This is a genomic window from Stenotrophomonas sp. PS02300, from assembly GCF_029959395.1.
Lineage (GTDB): Bacteria > Pseudomonadota > Gammaproteobacteria > Xanthomonadales > Xanthomonadaceae > Stenotrophomonas > Stenotrophomonas maltophilia_AD.
Genome location: NZ_JASCOP010000097.1, coordinates 1 through 16,326 on the forward strand (window position 1 = coordinate 1; position 16,326 = coordinate 16,326).

At 68.3% G+C, this 16,326-nt stretch carries 14 protein-coding genes and 1 pseudogene; 8 read left to right on the top strand and 7 right to left on the bottom strand.

Annotated features, from left to right (window positions below):
* Positions 1-137: 137 nt before the first annotated feature.
* The 3 genes from QMX79_RS15505 to QMX79_RS15515 form a co-directional block, all read right to left on the bottom strand.
* On the bottom strand, positions 138-2,207 hold the full coding sequence (locus tag QMX79_RS15505) for an EAL domain-containing protein (RefSeq protein ID WP_282247523.1): 2,070 nt from the start codon (positions 2,205-2,207) through the stop codon (positions 138-140).
* Positions 2,208-2,297: 90 nt separating this feature from the next.
* Complete coding sequence (locus QMX79_RS15510; protein ID WP_282247524.1) at positions 2,298-3,482, bottom strand: NAD(P)/FAD-dependent oxidoreductase; 1,185 nt, start codon at positions 3,480-3,482, stop codon at positions 2,298-2,300.
* A gap of 10 nt (positions 3,483-3,492) precedes the next feature.
* Positions 3,493-4,047, bottom strand: a complete 555-nt coding sequence (locus QMX79_RS15515) for a YaeQ family protein (RefSeq protein WP_282247525.1) — start codon at positions 4,045-4,047, stop codon at positions 3,493-3,495.
* Positions 4,048-4,089: 42 nt separating this feature from the next.
* Between QMX79_RS15515 and QMX79_RS15520 the strand changes: the two are divergent.
* The 5 genes and pseudogenes from QMX79_RS15520 to QMX79_RS15540 all read left to right on the top strand — a co-directional run bounded on the left by QMX79_RS15520 (position 4,090) and on the right by QMX79_RS15540 (position 8,530).
* Positions 4,090-4,979, top strand: a pseudogene (locus tag QMX79_RS15520) (pseudouridine synthase).
* Positions 4,980-5,346: 367 nt separating this feature from the next.
* A complete protein-coding gene (locus QMX79_RS15525) occupies positions 5,347-5,556 on the top strand; it encodes a cold-shock protein (RefSeq protein ID WP_068851222.1) in 210 nt (69 codons plus the stop codon).
* A gap of 101 nt (positions 5,557-5,657) precedes the next feature.
* Positions 5,658-6,350: a glutathione S-transferase gene (locus QMX79_RS15530; RefSeq protein WP_282247526.1), complete on the top strand. Its 693-nt coding sequence runs from the start codon at positions 5,658-5,660 to the stop codon at positions 6,348-6,350.
* A gap of 37 nt (positions 6,351-6,387) precedes the next feature.
* Positions 6,388-7,953 (top strand): protein adenylyltransferase SelO, encoded by a 1,566-nt coding sequence (locus tag QMX79_RS15535; RefSeq protein ID WP_282247527.1) that lies wholly within the window; start codon positions 6,388-6,390, stop codon positions 7,951-7,953.
* A 40-nt stretch (positions 7,954-7,993) separates the two neighbouring features.
* Positions 7,994-8,530 carry an adenine phosphoribosyltransferase gene (locus tag QMX79_RS15540; protein ID WP_282247528.1) on the top strand — a complete coding sequence of 179 codons (537 nt, stop codon included), beginning with the start codon at positions 7,994-7,996 and terminating at the stop codon, positions 8,528-8,530.
* A 3-nt stretch (positions 8,531-8,533) separates the two neighbouring features.
* Here QMX79_RS15540 and dbpA read toward each other — a convergent pair whose 3' ends face one another.
* Positions 8,534-9,910 carry an ATP-dependent RNA helicase DbpA gene (dbpA, locus tag QMX79_RS15545; protein ID WP_068851234.1) on the bottom strand — a complete coding sequence of 459 codons (1,377 nt, stop codon included), beginning with the start codon at positions 9,908-9,910 and terminating at the stop codon, positions 8,534-8,536.
* 16 nt (positions 9,911-9,926) lie between these two features.
* Entirely contained in the window at positions 9,927-10,982 is a 1,056-nt protein-coding gene (locus tag QMX79_RS15550; protein ID WP_282247534.1) for a YeiH family protein, read from the bottom strand.
* A 123-nt stretch (positions 10,983-11,105) separates the two neighbouring features.
* On the opposite strand from QMX79_RS15550, the gene QMX79_RS15555 reads away from it, so the two are divergent.
* Positions 11,106-12,008, top strand: coding sequence for a LysR family transcriptional regulator (locus QMX79_RS15555; RefSeq protein ID WP_282247529.1), 903 nt, complete (start codon positions 11,106-11,108; stop codon positions 12,006-12,008).
* A 36-nt stretch (positions 12,009-12,044) separates the two neighbouring features.
* Positions 12,045-13,940, top strand: a complete 1,896-nt coding sequence (locus QMX79_RS15560) for an ATP-binding cassette domain-containing protein (RefSeq protein ID WP_282247530.1) — start codon at positions 12,045-12,047, stop codon at positions 13,938-13,940.
* Between the two features lie 45 nt (positions 13,941-13,985).
* On the opposite strand, the gene QMX79_RS15565 is transcribed toward QMX79_RS15560, so the two are convergent.
* Both QMX79_RS15565 and QMX79_RS15570 read right to left on the bottom strand, forming a co-directional pair.
* Positions 13,986-14,447: a cytochrome c gene (locus tag QMX79_RS15565; RefSeq protein WP_282247531.1), complete on the bottom strand. Its 462-nt coding sequence runs from the start codon at positions 14,445-14,447 to the stop codon at positions 13,986-13,988.
* Between the two features lie 8 nt (positions 14,448-14,455).
* A complete protein-coding gene (locus tag QMX79_RS15570; RefSeq protein ID WP_282247532.1) occupies positions 14,456-14,851 on the bottom strand; it encodes a c-type cytochrome in 396 nt (131 codons plus the stop codon).
* Positions 14,852-15,057: 206 nt separating this feature from the next.
* On the opposite strand from QMX79_RS15570, the gene QMX79_RS15575 reads away from it, so the two are divergent.
* A complete protein-coding gene (locus QMX79_RS15575) occupies positions 15,058-16,206 on the top strand; it encodes an efflux RND transporter periplasmic adaptor subunit (protein ID WP_282247533.1) in 1,149 nt (382 codons plus the stop codon).
* Positions 16,207-16,326 lie beyond the last annotated feature (120 nt).

Genomic DNA, 16,326 nt, shown 5'->3' on the forward strand with positions numbered 1-16,326 from the left:
GGGTGGGTTTGCGGGACTGTAGAAAACATGGATGTTTTCTACAAGCCTCCATGGATGGATTCACGGCGTGTCCCGCAAACCCACACCCGCCGGCCCAATACAGTGAAACCGCAGGCCCCCGGTCTTGATCTCAAGCCTTACCCGAAATCAAAGTTCATCGCAGGCGCAGCAGGCCCCACGAACTCACCCTGCACGTAATCAACGCCTGCACTGAACAGCAGGCTCATCGAGCCGTTGTCCGCCACGAACTCGGCGATCGTGCGGATGTTGGCTTCCTGCGCGCGGGTGGTGATTTCGGCGATCTTCTCGCTGTTCTCGCGGGTGCGGGCGAAATCGCTGGTGAAGTCGCGGTCCAGCTTGAGGAACTGCGGCTGGAAGTGCGCCAGCAGCTGGAACGAATCCAGGCCCGAACCGAACTGCTCCAGCCCGATCCGGCAGCCCAGCGGCGCCACGTCGGCCAGGAACTGCTGCGCGTTGCGCAGGTGGGTGAACACCTTCGCTTCCGGCGCGTGCAGCCACAGCCGCTCGCCCGGTACCCCGTGCGCCTGCAGCTCGCGGCGGATGGTGGCCACCATCTGCGGGTCGTTGAACGACTCCGGCGTGATCTTCACCATCATGTGCGTGGCATGGCCGGCGCGCTCGCGCTCGCCCAGCACGCTGATCGCATGCGCCACCACCCAGCGGTTGATGTCCGCCAGCAGCCCGTGCTCCTCGGCGATGCCCAGGAAGGCGGTCGGGCTGAGCAGCTCGCCGTTGTTGTCCAGGCGCAGGTACGCCTCGTACAGCTCCAGCGCCTCGCCGCCCAGGTTCAGCACCGGCTGGTAGTGCAGCTGGAAGCCGTCGCCGGCCAGTGCCTCGTTGATCCGGGCCACCCAGCGCTGGATGCGTTCCTCTTCCACGCGGTCCACTGCCGCCGGATCGAAGATGCGGCTGGTGTTGCCCAGCTCCGATGCGGCCTGCTGGCATTCGGTGGCGCGCGCCAGCACCTGGCCGATGCTCGCGATCTTCTCGCCCACCTGCACGCCGCCGATGCTGACCGTGACGGTGGCCGAACGCTCGCCGATGCTGAACACCTGCGCCGCGAAGGCCTCGCGGATCCGGTCCGCCAGTGCCTCGGTGTGCGCGAACGCACCTTCGGTCAGCACTGCCAGGCTGTGCTCGCCGAAGCGGGCCAGCTGCGCCGTGTCGCCGACCGTGTCGGCCAGCACCCGTGCCAGCGCCGCGATCAACGCATCGGCCGAGTCCAGCCCGATATCCGGCAGCAGGCGCGCGTAGTGGTCCGGTTCGACCAGCAGCAGGCCGAACCGGCCCTCGCTGCGGCCGGCCTGGGCCACCGCGTTTTCCACGTGCAGCATGAAGGTCTGGCGGTTGAGCAGCCCGGTGACCTGGTCGCGCTGGCGCAGGTCCTCGACCTCGCGGGCCAGCTCCGGGTCGAATTCCATGCGGCGGCGGAACACCACCTGCAGGCAGCTCTCGCCTTCATAGGTGGCCGGGGTGAATTCCATCGTGGCGGCGAACACCGCCCCGTCCTGGTTGCGCGCGTCCACCTGGTACTGCGGTGGCGGCGCCTCGCCCTTGCTCAGCGACTTGAGCAGCTGCTTGAAGCCGTCCACGTGCTGCGGGGCGACCATGTCCAGCAGCGAAATGCCTTCCACGTCGTCGAACGATTCGAACCCGAACATCTCCAGGTACGCCTCGTTGGCGCGGATGTGCATGCCTTCATGGACGTAGGCGATCGGGTCGCGCGAGGAGGAGATCAGGGCATCGCAGCGGCGCTCGGTCTCGCGCATCTGCGCCTCGATGCGGCGCAGGCCACGGCGTGCGTGCAGGTCGGTCCACTCGTTGCGCACCACCGCCAGCAGGTGCTCGGGGCGGCTGCGCAGGGCCACCGCACGGATGCCGTTGGCGCTGGCTTCCACCCATTCGGTTTCGTTGATGGTCTCGGCCAGCAGGATCATTGGAATGTCCTTGCCGCTGGCCGCGATCTGCTGGGTCACCTGCAGCAGCGGGATGCTCTGCGCGGGCGCGGCCAGCACCAGGTCGATCGGCTGGCCGCCGATGATCTGGCCCAGCTCCTCGGCGTTCTGCGGGCGCGCCGGGCGCACGGCAATGCCGCTGTTGCGCAGCATGCTGACGATGGTTTCGGCGTTCTCGCCGCTGTCATCCACGATCAGCAGGCGGACGGTGATGTCATTCGCGTTCTGCATTCACTACTCCCCGGACTGCAAACTTGATACACGATGCATGTGACTTCGTCCATGCCGGCGGCGGGCGCCGATCACGGAATGAAAGGACGGCTACACGACCTGGCCGGCGGCATGGCCGCTGGCCCAGGCCCACTGGAAGTTGTATCCCCCCAGCCAGCCGGTGACATCCAGCACTTCGCCGACGAAGTGCAGGCCCGGCACCCGTTGCGATTCAAAGGTACTGGACGACACCTTGCGGGTATCCACGCCCCCCAGCGTGACCTCGGCGGTACGGTACCCTTCGGTGCCGCTGGCCACCAGTGGGAAATCCTGCAGCAGGGCGGCGGCCTGGCGCAGCTCGCGCTCGTCGATCTGGCGCACCGGGCGGTCCGGCAGCCAGTGTTCGCACAGGCGCAGCGCCAGCCGGCGCGGCAGGACCTCGGACAGTACCGTGCGCAGCTCGGCCGCACCCCGGTCGCGTTTCATCGTGCGCAGCCAGTCTTCGGCGTCCTGGCCGGGCAGCAGGTCCAGGCGCAGGTCGTCGCCGGGCTGCCAGAACGAGGAAATCTGCAGGATCGCCGGACCGCTGATGCCGCGATGGGTGATCAGCATCGAGTTGCGGAACTCCACGTCGTTGCAACGCGCCGCGATCGGCAGCGCGACCCCGCTGAGGTCGTGGAAGCGCTCCTGGTGCTTGCCGCTCAGGGTCAGCGGCACCAGCCCGGCGCGGGTCGGCAGCACCTCGTGGCCGAACTGGCGGGCCAGCTCATAGCCGAAGCCGGTGGCGCCCAGGCTGGGAATGGACAGGCCGCCGGTGGCGACCACCAGCGAGGCGGCATGGAAGCGGCCCTGCGCGGTCTGCACGTGGAAGCCGTCCGCGCCGCGCTCGACCTTCTCCACCGCGCAGTCGGTGCGGATCTGCGCGCCGGCGGCGGTGCATTCGTCCACCAGCATGCGCACGATCTGCTTGGACGAGATGTCGCAGAACAGCTGGCCCAGTTCCTTCTCGTGGTACGCGATGCCGTGCCGCTCGACCATGTCGATGAAGTCCCACGGCGTGTAGCGCGCCAGCGCGGACTTGCAGAAGTGCGGGTTGGCCGACAGGAAGTTGGCCGGGGTGGTGCCGGTGTTGGTGAAGTTGCAGCGGCCACCGCCGGACATCAGGATCTTCTTGCCGACCTTGTTGGCGTGGTCGATCACCTGCACCATGCGCCCGCGCCGGCCGGCGGTGAGCGCGCACATCAGCCCGGCAGCGCCGGCACCGATCACCAGGACATCGCAGCGGATCGTACTCATCGGCGCGCGATCAGGCCTGCGGTTTGCGCTTGCGCCAGGTCGGGGTGACCGTCAGGTGTGCCTTGTCGGACATCAGCTGGACTTCCCCGTCTTCGATGATCACGCTCCAGGTCATGGTGCGCTCGATCAGCTTGCCCCACTCGGTGACGAAGTCACCCGGCAGGTCCATGACCTCAAGCGACGACAGCTTGTTAAGCGCTGCGCCATTGCGCTTCCACCAGGTGTCGGTGAGATTGCTGCTGCCAAACATCACCAGCTGCACCGCGCGGGCGCGGCCACTGGCCTTGCGCAGGCGCGATTCGTCGGGTTGCCCCACTTCGATCCACTGCTCGATCTCGCCGGTGTAGTCGCGGCGCCACAGGTCGGGCTCGTCGTCCACGCTCAATCCGCGGCCGAACTCAAGGCGCTCGTCGGCGTTCAGCGCGAAGGCCAGCAGCCGCACCATCAGGCGCTCGTCGTTCTCGGACGGGTGCTGGGCCAGGGTCAGGTTATGGGTGGCGTAGTAGCCGCGATCCATGTCGCTGATCTGCAGTTCGGCCTTGCGGATGGTGGCGGTGAGGGCCATGGGGGTACCGTAAACAAAGAGCGCCATGATAATGCGTGGGGTATGCACCCGTCCGATCCGATTACCGGCCACGTTGCCGCCAGCCGCCTGCAGTTGCCTCCGGGCGACTGGAGCTGCCTGTTGGAGGGGCTGTGTGCGCGGTTCCCGCGCATCGACCGCGGCCAATAGCAGGACCGGTTTGCGCGCGGCCGGGTGCGCGATGCGCAGGGCAGGGCGCTGGCGGCCGACCACCCCTGGCAGGTGGGGCTGGAGATCCACTACTTCCGTGAAGTAGTCGACGAGCCGGTGATCCCGTTCCAGGAGGCGATCCTGCATGTGGATGCGCACCTGCTGGTCGCCGACAAGCCGCACTTCCTGCCGGTGACCCCGGCCGGCGGGTACGTGCAGCAGACCCTGCTGGCCCGGCTGGTGGCGCGGACCGGCAACCCCGACCTGGTGCCCCTGCACCGGCTGGACCGGCTGACGGCGGGGCTGGTGCTGTTCTCCATGCGACCTGGGACGCGCGACGCGTATCAGCGGTTGTTTCGTGAGCGGCGCATCGTGAAGACCTATGAGGCGATGGCGCCGGCGCTGCCCGGACAGGCCTTCCCGCTGGAGCGGCACAGCCGCCTGGTGCCCGGCGAGCCCTTCTTCCGCATGGCCGAGGTCCCGGGCGAGCCGAATGCGCGGACCCGGATCGAGGTGATCGACGGAGAGGGGCCGTGGTGGCGCTATCGGCTGCACCCCGAAACCGGCCGCAAGCACCAGCTGCGCGTGCATATGGCCGCGCTGGGGGCGCCGATCCGGGGGATGACCTGTATCCGGAGCTGAATACGGCCGGGCAGGGCGATGCGGCACCGGCGCTTCAGCTGCTTGCGAAGGCCCTGGCCTTCGAAGACCCGCTGACCGGAGAATCCAGACAATTCAGAAGCCAGCTGGCGCTTGGGCGGTAGAGCCACGCAGGGCGTGGCTCTACGGCAGCTCCGTCTGGTTCCTTAGCCTCTGCCTGCCTGCCGTTTGGCTGCAATTAAGGCGGAAAATACATGAATAGGCTGTAGGAATTCGTGTAGCATTCCCCAATCCCTTGTCCTGTCAGGCGGGAGGGGGGAGGTGGCTGAATAACCCAGCTATCGCTTTTTCGGTAAAAGACGCGTATCGTCCCCCACACTGTGTTTGCTAGGGTCACCGTGAATCGTGGCCTGATGCGGTTGATCTCACGATCCGCTCATCGATCCGCTTTACCAACGCCTGCAACTCAGTCTCGGCTCCGGAAATCCGGTGGTCGCGATTATTTCAACTTATGTTTCAGGAGTTAGTTACATGTCTGATCGTCAGAGCGGTACCGTCAAGTGGTTCAACGATGCCAAGGGCTTCGGCTTCATCACCCCGGAAAGCGGCCCGGACCTGTTCGTGCACTTCCGTGCCATCCAGGGCACCGGCTTCAAGTCGCTGCAGGAAGGCCAGAAGGTGACCTTCGTCGCCGTGCAGGGCCAGAAGGGCATGCAGGCTGACCAGGTGCAGGCCGCCTAATAGGCGCCTGCCACCGCAAGGTGCCAGGAACGCCGGAAGCGAAAGCTTCCGGCGTTTTTTATTGGGGGTAGCATGGGCGTTTGCCCCCTGCGGACCTGTCGATGATCAAGGTGCACCATCTGGACCACTCGCGCTCCCAGCGCGTGCTGTGGATGCTTGAAGAGCTGAACCTGCCGTACCAGCTGGTTACCTACCAGCGCGATCCCAAGACCTGGCTGGCGCCGCAGGCGCTGCGCGACATCCATCCGCTGGGCAAATCGCCCGTGCTGCAGCACGATGCCCTGGTCCTGGCCGAATCCGGCGCGATCCTGGAATACCTCGCCGACCGCTACGACAGTGGCCGCCAGCTGTCGCCCGAGCCGATGCCGGCGCAGGCCGCCGAGCGCGTGCGCTACCGCTACTGGATGCATTACGCCGAAGGATCGGCGATGCCGCCCTTGCTGATGAGCCTGGTGTTCGCGCGCGTACGCAAGGCGCCGATGCCGTTTTTCGCCAAGCCGATCGCGCGCGGGATTGCCGACAAGGTGATGAAGGGCTTCGTAGGCCCGCAGCTGAAGCTGCACCTGGACTGGATGGAGCGCGAACTGGGCGCCTCGCCCTGGTTCGCCGGCGAGCGCTTCACGGCCGCCGACATCCAGATGAGCTTCCCGATCCAGGCGGCGGCCTCGCGCGCGGGCAGCATGGAGCGCTACCCGAAACTGCAGGCCTTCCTGGCCCGGATCGCGCAGCGACCCGCGTTCCAGCGCGCCGTGGAACGCGGTGGTCCGCTCGACCTGGGGGCGGGCGCGGCCTGAGCTTGCAGCGGCGTGCGGGCGCCCCCACCTTGTCGTGATGAGCACTGAACCGCTGCGCTTCGATAACCGATTCATCCGCGACCTGCCCGGCGACGACGAAACCGGCCCCCGCGTGCGCGAAGTGCGCGGCGCGGCGTGGTCGGCGGTGATGCCCACGCCGGTGGCCGCGCCCACGCTGCTGGCGTACTCGCCTGAACTGGCCGCGCAGCTTGGACTCGATCAGGCGCTGCTGGACAGCCCGGATTTCCCCCGCGTCTTCGGTGGCAATGCCCTGTATGACGGCATGCAGCCCTGGGCCGCCAACTACGGTGGCCACCAGTTCGGGCACTGGGCCGGCCAGCTCGGCGACGGCCGCGCCATCTCACTGGGCGAGCTGGTGGCGCCGGAGGGTGCGCGCTGGGAGCTGCAGCTGAAAGGGGCGGGGCGCACACCTTATTCGCGCGGGGCTGATGGCCGTGCCGTGCTGCGCTCGTCGATCCGCGAATTCCTGTGCAGCGAGGCGATGCATCACCTCGGCGTGCCGACCACGCGCGCGCTCAGCCTGGTGGCCACGGGTGACAGCGTGGTGCGCGACATGTTCTACGACGGCCATCCCGAAGCGGAACCGGGCGCGGTGGTGTGCCGGGTGGCGCCCTCGTTTCTGCGCTTTGGCAGCTTCGAACTGCCGGCGTCGCGCGGTGACGTGACGTTGCTGCGGCAGTTGGTCGACCTGTGCATCGCGCGCGATTTTCCCGAACTGGCCGATGCCGGCGAACAACGGTACGCCGCCTGGTTCGCGCAGGTCTGCGAGCGCACGGCGGTACTGATGGCGCACTGGATGCGGGTCGGCTTCGTGCATGGGGTGATGAACACCGACAACCTCTCCATCCTCGGCCTCACCATCGATTACGGCCCGTATGGCTGGGTGGACGACTACGATCCCGACTGGACCCCCAACACCACCGATGCGCAGGGCCGGCGTTACCGCTTCGGCACCCAGCCGCAGGTGGCGTACTGGAACCTGACCCGGCTGGCGCAGGCGCTGTCGCCGCTGTTCGAGGACGTCACCCCGCTGCACGATGGCCTGGCGCGTTTCCAGTCCGTGCATGCGCGCTGCGAGCGTGACGACATCGCCGCCAAGCTGGGCCTCGACCAGTGCCGGGATGCGGACCTGGCGTTGATGGCCGACTGGCTGATGCTCCTGCACGACGGCGAGATGGACATGACGCTCGCGTTCCGTGGCCTGATGGAACTCGATCCGCAGGCGCCCCGGCTCGCCGTACTGGACGCGGCGTTCTACAGCGAGGCACGGCGTGACGCCGTGCTGCCCGCGCTCGAGCAGTGGCTGCAACGGTACGCGGCCAGGCTGCAGGCCGATACGCTCGAACCGGTGCAGCGCCGGCAGCGCATGGCCGCGGCCAATCCTCTGTACGTGCTGCGCAACTGGCTGGCGCAGGACGCCATCGAGCTGGCGGAGCAGGGCGACCTCAGTGGCGTGCACACGCTGCAGGAGGTCCTGCGTCGCCCGTATGAGGTCCAGCCCGGGCATGAACACTACGCGGGCAAGCGGCCGGAGTGGGCGCGCGACAAGGCCGGCTGCTCGATGCTGTCCTGCAGTTCATGAGGCCGGGTTACCCTATGCCACCCATTCGTTGTCTCCCGCCATGACCGATCTTCCCGCCACGCCCGCCTGGGCCGGCCGCCTGCGCGACGTCGCTGATTTCCCCAAGCCGGGCATCCTGTTCAAGGACATCATGCCGCTGCTGGCCAACGGCGATGATTTCGCCGCCGCCATCGATGCGATGGTCGCGCCGTGGCGCGAGGCACGGCTGGATGCGGTGATGGGCATCGAGTCGCGCGGCTTCATCCTTGGCGCGGCGATGGCCCGCGTGCTGGGCGTGGGCTTCGTGCCCGTGCGCAAGCCGGGCAAGCTGCCCGGCCGCACGCTGAAGCAGGACTACACGCTGGAATACCGCACCGACAGCATCGAAGTGCATGCCGATGCACTGCCGGCCGGCGCGCGCGTGCTGGTGGTGGACGACGTGCTCGCCACCGGCGGCACGCTGCTGGCAGCGCTGTCGCTGGCCAGGCAGCTGCAGGTCGAGGTGCTCGGCGCCGCCGTGCTGGTCGAACTGGCCGGCCTGGGCGGCCGCGAACGCTGGACCAGCGATGTGCCGCTGGTCGCGAACCTGGTGTACTGACGGTTACATCTTCCGTACGCGGAAACGCCGGCCCTTGATCTTGCCGGCTTCCAGCCGGGCGATCGCCTTGCCCACGTGTTCGCGGGCGATCGCCACGTAGGAACGCGTGGCGTAGATGTCGATCTTGCCGATCACCTTGGCCGACAGTCCGGCATCGCCGGTCAATGCACCGAGGATGTCGCCCGGACGCAGCTTGTCGGTCTTGCCGCCGTCGATGCGCAGCGTCTCCATTGCGGCCTGCGGCAGGACCGCCGGGCGCGCGGTGGCCAGCGGGGTCTTCTGCCAGTCCAGCGGCTTGCCTTGGGCCGCTTCCAGCGCGTCGGCGCGGTTGCGCTCGCGGTGGGTCACCAGGCTGATCGCCAGCCCCGTCGCGCCGGCGCGGCCGGTGCGACCCACGCGGTGTTCGTAGGTTTCGATGTCGGTGGGCAGCTCGTAATTGATCACCGCCGCCAGGTCCTGCACGTCCAGCCCGCGCGCGGCCACGTCGCTGGCCACCAGCACGTTGCAGCTGCGGTTGGCGAAGCGCACCAGCACTTCATCACGGTCGCGCTGTTCCATCTCGCCATGCAGCGGCAGTGCGGAAAAGCCGAACTGCTGCAGCGACACGGCCACGTCATCCACGTCGCGGCGGGTATTGCAGAACACCACGGTCGATTCCGGCGTGTACTTCAGCAGCAGGCCGGCCAGCGCCTTCTGCTTGCTGGCCAGGTCCACTTCGCAGAACAGGTGGCGGATCGCCGGGGCGTGGTCGGCGCCTTCCACGGTCACTTCCACCGGATCGCGCAGCAGCACGCGCGCGATCTCGCGGATCTCGTCGGGGTAGGTGGCCGAGAACAGCAGCGTCTGGCGGTCCTTGCTGGTACGCCCGGCGATTTCGCGGATCGGTTCTTCAAAGCCCATGTCGAGCATGCGGTCGGCTTCGTCCAGCACCAGCGTGGTCACCCCGCCCAGCTTCAGGGCGCGCTTGCGGCCCAGTTCCTGGATGCGGCCGGGCGTGCCCACCACCACGTGCGGGTCATGCGCTTCCAGCGACGCCAGCTGGGGCGCCAGCGGCATGCCGCCGGTCAGCACTACCAGCTTGAGGTTGGGAATGCCGGTGGCCAGCTTGCGGATCTGCTTGCCGACCTGGTCGGCCAGTTCGCGGGTGGGGCACAGCACCAGCGCCTGCGCGCGGATCACCGCCGGGTCCAGGGCCTGCAGCAGTCCCAGCCCGAACGCGGCGGTCTTGCCGCTGCCGGTGGGCGCCTGGGCGATCAGGTCGCGACGGGCGAGGATGGCCGGCAGCGCCTGCGCCTGCACGGGAGTCATCTGGGTATAGCCCAGCGCGTCGATGCCCGCCGCCAGCGAGGCCGACAGGGGCAGTTCGGAGAATTCGTTCATGCCACATTCTACCCGCTCAGCCGATCACCCAGTGAACCGCCAGATTGATCGCCAACCCACCGCCGAGCAGCCACCCGAACAACAGCAGGGCGAGCAGCAGCGGCCTGGGCCCGGCCCGGCGCAGGGCGGAGACGTGGGTGGTCAGGCCCAGCGCGGCCATGGCCATGGCCAGCAGCACGGTATCCACATCGATGGCCGCCCCGACCACCGCAGGCGGCAGCAGGTGCAGCGAGTTGATGCCCGCCACCGCCACGAACCCGAACGCGAACCACGGCACCACGATCTTCGCCCGTGCCGCGCCGGGCTGCGCCGCACGGCCACGGGCCAGCAGCAGCGACAGCGCCACCAGGAACGGGGCCAGCATCATCACCCGCACCATCTTGGCGATCACGGCGGTATCGGCGGCGCCTTCGCTGACCGCGCGCCCGGCCGCCACCACCTGGGCTACTTCATGCACGGTCGAGCCGGTGAACACCCCGTAGGCCTGTTCCCCCAATGGCAGCCAGGCGTGCTCCAGGTTGAGCTGGTACAGCGCCGGATACAGGAACATCGCCAACGTGCCGAACACCACCACGGTGGACACCGCCACGGTGGCCTGCTCGGCGCGACCCCGCACCACCGGCTCGGCGGCCATCACCGCGGCTGCCCCGCAGATCGCGCTGCCGGCGCCGATCAACATCGCGGTATCGCGGTCGATCCCGAACCAGCAGGTGCCCGCCCACCACGCCAGCCCGAAGGTGCTGGCCAGCACCAGTGCGTCGATCAGGATGCCGCCGGCGCCGACCTGGCCGATGTCCTGGAAGGTCAGGCGCATGCCGTACAGGACGATGCCGGCCCGCAGCAGCCAATGCTTGGCGACGCCCACGCCATCTGCCGACGAGGCCGCCAGGTGCGGGTAAACGGTGTTGCCCACGGCGATGCCCAGCACGATCGCCAGGGTCAGCGCGCTGATGCCGTGCGCCTGCAGCCACGGCACGGAGGACAGAGCGATGGCCGCCGCCGCAAGACCGGCGGTCAGCAGCAGGCCGGGGGCCCGGCCGCGCCAGCGTTGGAGGGCACCCGGGGTAGGCAGGCTTGCAAGGAAAGGGGGCACGGCGCGTTCTCGTCGAAACAGGACAACAGCGTGCGCTTGACCCATCAACTGGTAAAACGCATTCTCATCGTTGGATCAACCTATAAAGGTGGTTAACGCCCGATGCGCCTGACGCTCCGCCAATGGCAGGTGTTCGTGAGCGTGGCCGATGCCGGTTCCACCGCTGCGGCGGGCGCTCAGCTCCAACTGTCGCAGTCGGCCACCAGCGCCGCCCTCAACGAACTGGAAGGGCAGTTGCCCGCACCGCTGTTCGACCGGATCGGGCGCCGGCTGGTACTCAACGCCACCGGGCGTGCACTGCTTGACCCGGCGCGTGCGCTGCTGGTGGCGGCGATGGAGCTGGAACGGCAGGCCGGGGCAGGGCAGGCGCACGCGGCCGGCACACTGCCCCTGCAGTTGCGGATAGGCGCCAGCACCACCATCGGCAATTACCTGCTGCCCCCCCGGGTGGCCTCCCTCTTGGCGGCCAATCCGCAGGCGCAGGTGGACATGCGGATCGGCAACAGCGCCGACGTGGTGGCGGCCGTGCAGCGGCTGGAGGTCGACCTGGGCCTGATCGAAGGCCCGTGCCACGAAAGTGGCCTGGACGTGTTGCCCTGGCAGCGCGATGCCCTGGTGATCGTGGCGGCTGCGGCCTCGCCGTTGCCCGATTCGGTGGATGTCGCGTCACTGGCTGCGGCGCGCTGGCTGCTGCGCGAACCCGGTTCGGGCACCCGCGAGGCCGTTGAACAGGCCCTACTGCCGCACCTGCACCACTTCGGGCGCGCCATGCAGCTGGGCAGCACCGAGGCAATCAAACAGGCGGCTGCTGCGGGGCTCGGCCTGGCCTGCCTGTCACGGCATGCGGTGGCCGACCTGGTCGCGCTGGGCAGCCTGCGGATCCTGCAGACCCCGCTGCCGCCCCTGTCGCGCCAGCTCTGGGTGGTCCACCACCCGGGCAAGCGGGTGCCGGCGGAACTGGCCGCACTGCTGGGGCTGCCGGCATCCGCTTTCGCGTCCGGCTGAGCGACGCCGCAGGCCGCCAGCCCGTACAATGGCGGGATGCCTCTGATTACTCTGCAAAACGTCGACTTCAGCGTCGGCGGCCCGCTGTTGCTGGAAAAAGCCGAACTGTCGATCGAGCCGGGCGAACGCATCGCCCTGATCGGCCGCAACGGCGCCGGCAAATCCACCCTGCTCAAGCTGCTGTCCGGCGACCACAAGCCCGACGACGGAGAAGTGCGCGTACAGCAGGGGGTGCGCATCACCCGGCTGGAGCAGGAAGTGCCGCACGGCGCGGCCGGCAGCGTGTTCGACGTGGTCGCCGATGGCCTGGGCGAGCTGGGCCAGTGGCTGGCCGAATTCCACCACCTGAGCGTGGCCGACGAGTTCGATGGCGATGCGCTGTCGGCGGTGCAGGCCAAGATCGATGCCGCCAACGGCTGGGGCCTGGACCAGCGCGTGAGCGAAACGCTGACCAAGCTCGACCTCGACGGCGATGCCGAATTCGCGCGCCTGTCCGGCGGCATGAAGCGCCGCGTGCTGCTCGGCCGCGCGCTGGTGTCCGCGCCGGACCTGCTGCTGCTCGACGAACCGACCAACCACCTCGACATCGAAGCCATCGACTGGCTGGAAATGTTCCTCAAGAACTGGAACGGCAGCGTGGTGTTCGTCACCCATGACCGCCGCTTCCTGCGTGCGCTGGCCACCCGCATCGTCGAGATCGACCGCGGCCAGGTCACCAGCTGGCCGGGCGACTGGGCCAACTACGAACGCCGCCGCGAAGAGCGCTTGAATGCGCAGGCGCAGGAAAACGCGCGCTTCGACAAGATGCTGGCGCAGGAAGAAGTTTGGATCCGCCAGGGCATCAAGGCCCGCCGCACCCGCGACGAAGGCCGCGTGCGCCGCCTGAAGGCGATGCGCAGCGAACGTTCGCAGCGCCGTGAACTCGGTGGCAACGTGCGCATGGAAGCCTCGCAGGCGGAGAATTCCGGCAAGAAGGTCATCGACGTCAAGGACATCTCGTTCGCCTTCGGCGATCGGGTGATGGTCAAGGACTTCAGCAGCACCATCCTGCGCGGCGACCGGATCGGCCTGATCGGCCCCAACGGCAGCGGCAAGACCACTCTGCTCAAGCTGCTGCTGGGCGACCTGGCACCGGACAGCGGCGAAGTGCGCGCCGGCACCAACCTGCAGATCGCCTACTTCGACCAGTACCGTTCGGTGCTGCGCGAAGACTGGACCGCGATCGAGAACGTGGCCGAAGGCCGCGATTTCCTCGAGGTCAACGGCAAGCGCAAGCACGTGCATGCATACCTGCAGGATTTCCTGTTCACGCCGGAACGTGCGCGCGCGCCGATCACCCGCCTGTCCGGTGGCGAGCGCAACCGCCTGCTGCTGGCCAAGCTGTTCGCGCAGCCGTCCAACCTGCTGGTGATGGACGAACCGACCAACGATCTCGACGTGGAAACGCTGGAGCTGCTCGAAGAGCTGCTCGGCGATTACACCGGCACGCTGCTGCTGGTCAGCCATGACCGTGACTTCCTCGACAACGTGGTGACCTCCACGATGGTGATGGAAGGCGATGGCGTGGTCGGCGAGTACGTCGGTGGCTACACCGACTGGCAGCGCCATGTGGCGCGCGTGGAAGCGGCTGCCCCCGCCGCGCCGGCAGCGGTTGCCACGCCGCGCGCCGCCACGGCACCGGCACCGGTGGCCAGCGCCGAACCGGCAGCGCCCAAGCGCAAGCTCAGCTACAAGGACGCGCGCGAGCTGGAACAGCTGCCGCTGAAGATCGAAACGCTGGAGAAGGACGTCGAGGGCCTGACCGCCGCGATGAACGACCCTGCGTTCTACCAGCGCAGCGCCGCCGACATGGCCGCGCACACCCAGAAGCTGGGTGCGGTGCAGGCCGAACTGGATGCCGCCTACGCGCGGTGGGAAGAGCTCGACGCCTGATGCATGCGGGGCCGCACCGCCGCGCGGTGCCGGCCCCGATCATCCTCATTTGACCCCGTGCAGATCCCGCAACTGGCTCGGCCGCGAACCGAAGTACGCGGCCAGGTCGGCAATATCCTGATCACTCAGGTCAGTCGCCTGGGCGGTCATCAGCGGATGCTGGCGGTCCCCGGCGCGGTAGGCCTGCAGGGCGTGGGCCAGGTAATCGCCGTACTGCCCACCCAGTTTCGGGTAGGTCGGGTCGATCGGCTGGTTGCCGTCGGCACCGTGGCAGTCGATGCAGCTCTGCCCGGTCGCTTTGCCTTTGACCTTGGCCCGCGCTTCACCGGCGGCGATGCGGCCGGCGGGCAGGCCGGCGGAGGAGCCTGACCCGTGCTCGCCACTGGCGTGGCCCGGGTCGGCGGCGGAATCTGCGCTGTTTTCCACCTGCGACTGCGAACAGGCAGCCAGCAGCAGGGCAACGGACAGGGCGATGGCGTGACGCTTGAAGGGCGTGGCTTTCGTCATGAGCGCGCTTATTTGACGGTGGACAGGTAAACAGCGAGATCGGCGATCTCCTGTTCAGAGAAACTCATGGACTGCGCCTGCATCGTCGGATGCCGGCGCTTGCCGTGGCGGTACTCGCTCAGCGCCTGGCTGAGGTACTGCTGGGTCTGCCCACCGATCTTGGGCACCCGGTAGCTGGGATACGCGTTCTTGTACCCGGTGATGCCGTGGCACCCCTGGCAGGTGTAGGCCAGTACGCGGCCATTGTCGAAGCTGCCGGTCAGGGCAGGCGGGGCGGCGGGCGCGGCTGCCGGGGCAGCGGCGGGTGACGCGGGTACGGCAGGAGCAGGTGCGGCCTGGGCGGCAACCCCGAAGGGCAGGAGGACGGCCAGAGCAAGACAAGCGGCGAGCGGCTGCGGGCGCATGATGTCGTTTCCGGTATACGGGTTCTGGTCGTTCCGGCGTGGGGTACGGAACTGACCCGAGTATAGCCTGCGTTTTCATCTAGCTGAAACCGGGCCCGGCCGACGGGCGGCCGCAGGTCACCATGACCTTTGGGATATGGTGTAGTCGTGACGTGGTGCATTACTTTGCTACCACACCTGCCCACGCATCCTTCAGGGACACGACGATGTTGCGAATCTCTCTTCTGCCCGGCCGCACCGGAACCTGCGCCGCGGCGCTGCTGATCACTACGACCCTGCTGCTGGGCGGCTGCGGCGCGGGTGGCCCCGCCGGCGATGCCGCGGCGGCCGAAAAGGATCCCAAGGCCGAAAAAGCCCCCGACGCCGTACCGGTGGAGGCCGTGGCAGCCAGCCGCCGTGCGGTCGCCGCCAGCTACACCGGCACCGCCGCGCTGGAAGCGCGCGCCGAATCGCAGGTGGTGGCAAAGACGTCAGGCGTGGCCCTGGCGGTGATGGTCGAGGAAGGCCAGCAGGTCCGCGCCGGGCAGCCGCTGGTGCGGCTGGACCCGGATCGCGCACGGCTGGCCGTGGCCCAGAGCGAAGCGCAGATGCGCAAGCTGGAAAACAGCTTCCAGCGCGCGCAGAAGCTGGTGGGCCAGCAGATGGTCAGCGCCGCCGACGTCGACCAGTTGCGCTTCGACCTGGAAAACGCCCGCGCGCAGTACCGCCTGGCGACCCTCGAACTGTCCTACACCACCGTGGTGGCACCGATCTCCGGCGTGATCGCATCGCGCTCGATCAAGACCGGCAACTTCGTGCAGATCAACACGCCGATCTTCCGCATCGTCGACAACTCGCGGCTGGAAGCCACGCTCAACGTACCCGAGCGCGAACTGGCCACGCTGCGTCCCGGCCAGCCGGTGACCCTGGTGGCCGATGCGCTGCCGGGTAAATCCTTCCCCGGCACGGTGGACCGTATTTCCCCGGTGGTCGATGCCGGCAGCGGCACCTTCCGCGTGGTCAGCGGCTTCGGCGAAGATGCCGCCGGCCTGCAGCCGGGCATGTTCGGGCGCATCCGCATCGACTACGACCAGCGCGCCGACGCACTGGTGGTGCCGCGCCTGGCGCTGCTCGACGACGGCGACCCGGCCGTGTTCCGCGTGCGCGACGGCAAGGTCGCCCGCGTGCCGGTCAAGCTGGGCTACGCCGAAGGCCCGTGGGTGGAAATCCGCGATGGCCTGGCGGTGGGCGACAAGGTGGTGACGGCCGGCAAGGTCGCCCTGCGCGATGGCACCTCCGTGCAGGTGATCGGCGACAAGCCGGCCACCGCGGTGGCCAGCAAGGCCGCCCCCGCCAAGGCGGAGACCCGTCAATGAGTTCGGCCGGGCACGACCACGGCAACGAACCGCAGCCGGGCGAAGGCCCGGCGGCGCCCGGGGGGGGGCGGGGGGGGTTTGGCCCCCCCCCCCCCGGGCCCCGCCGGATGTTGTGTTTGA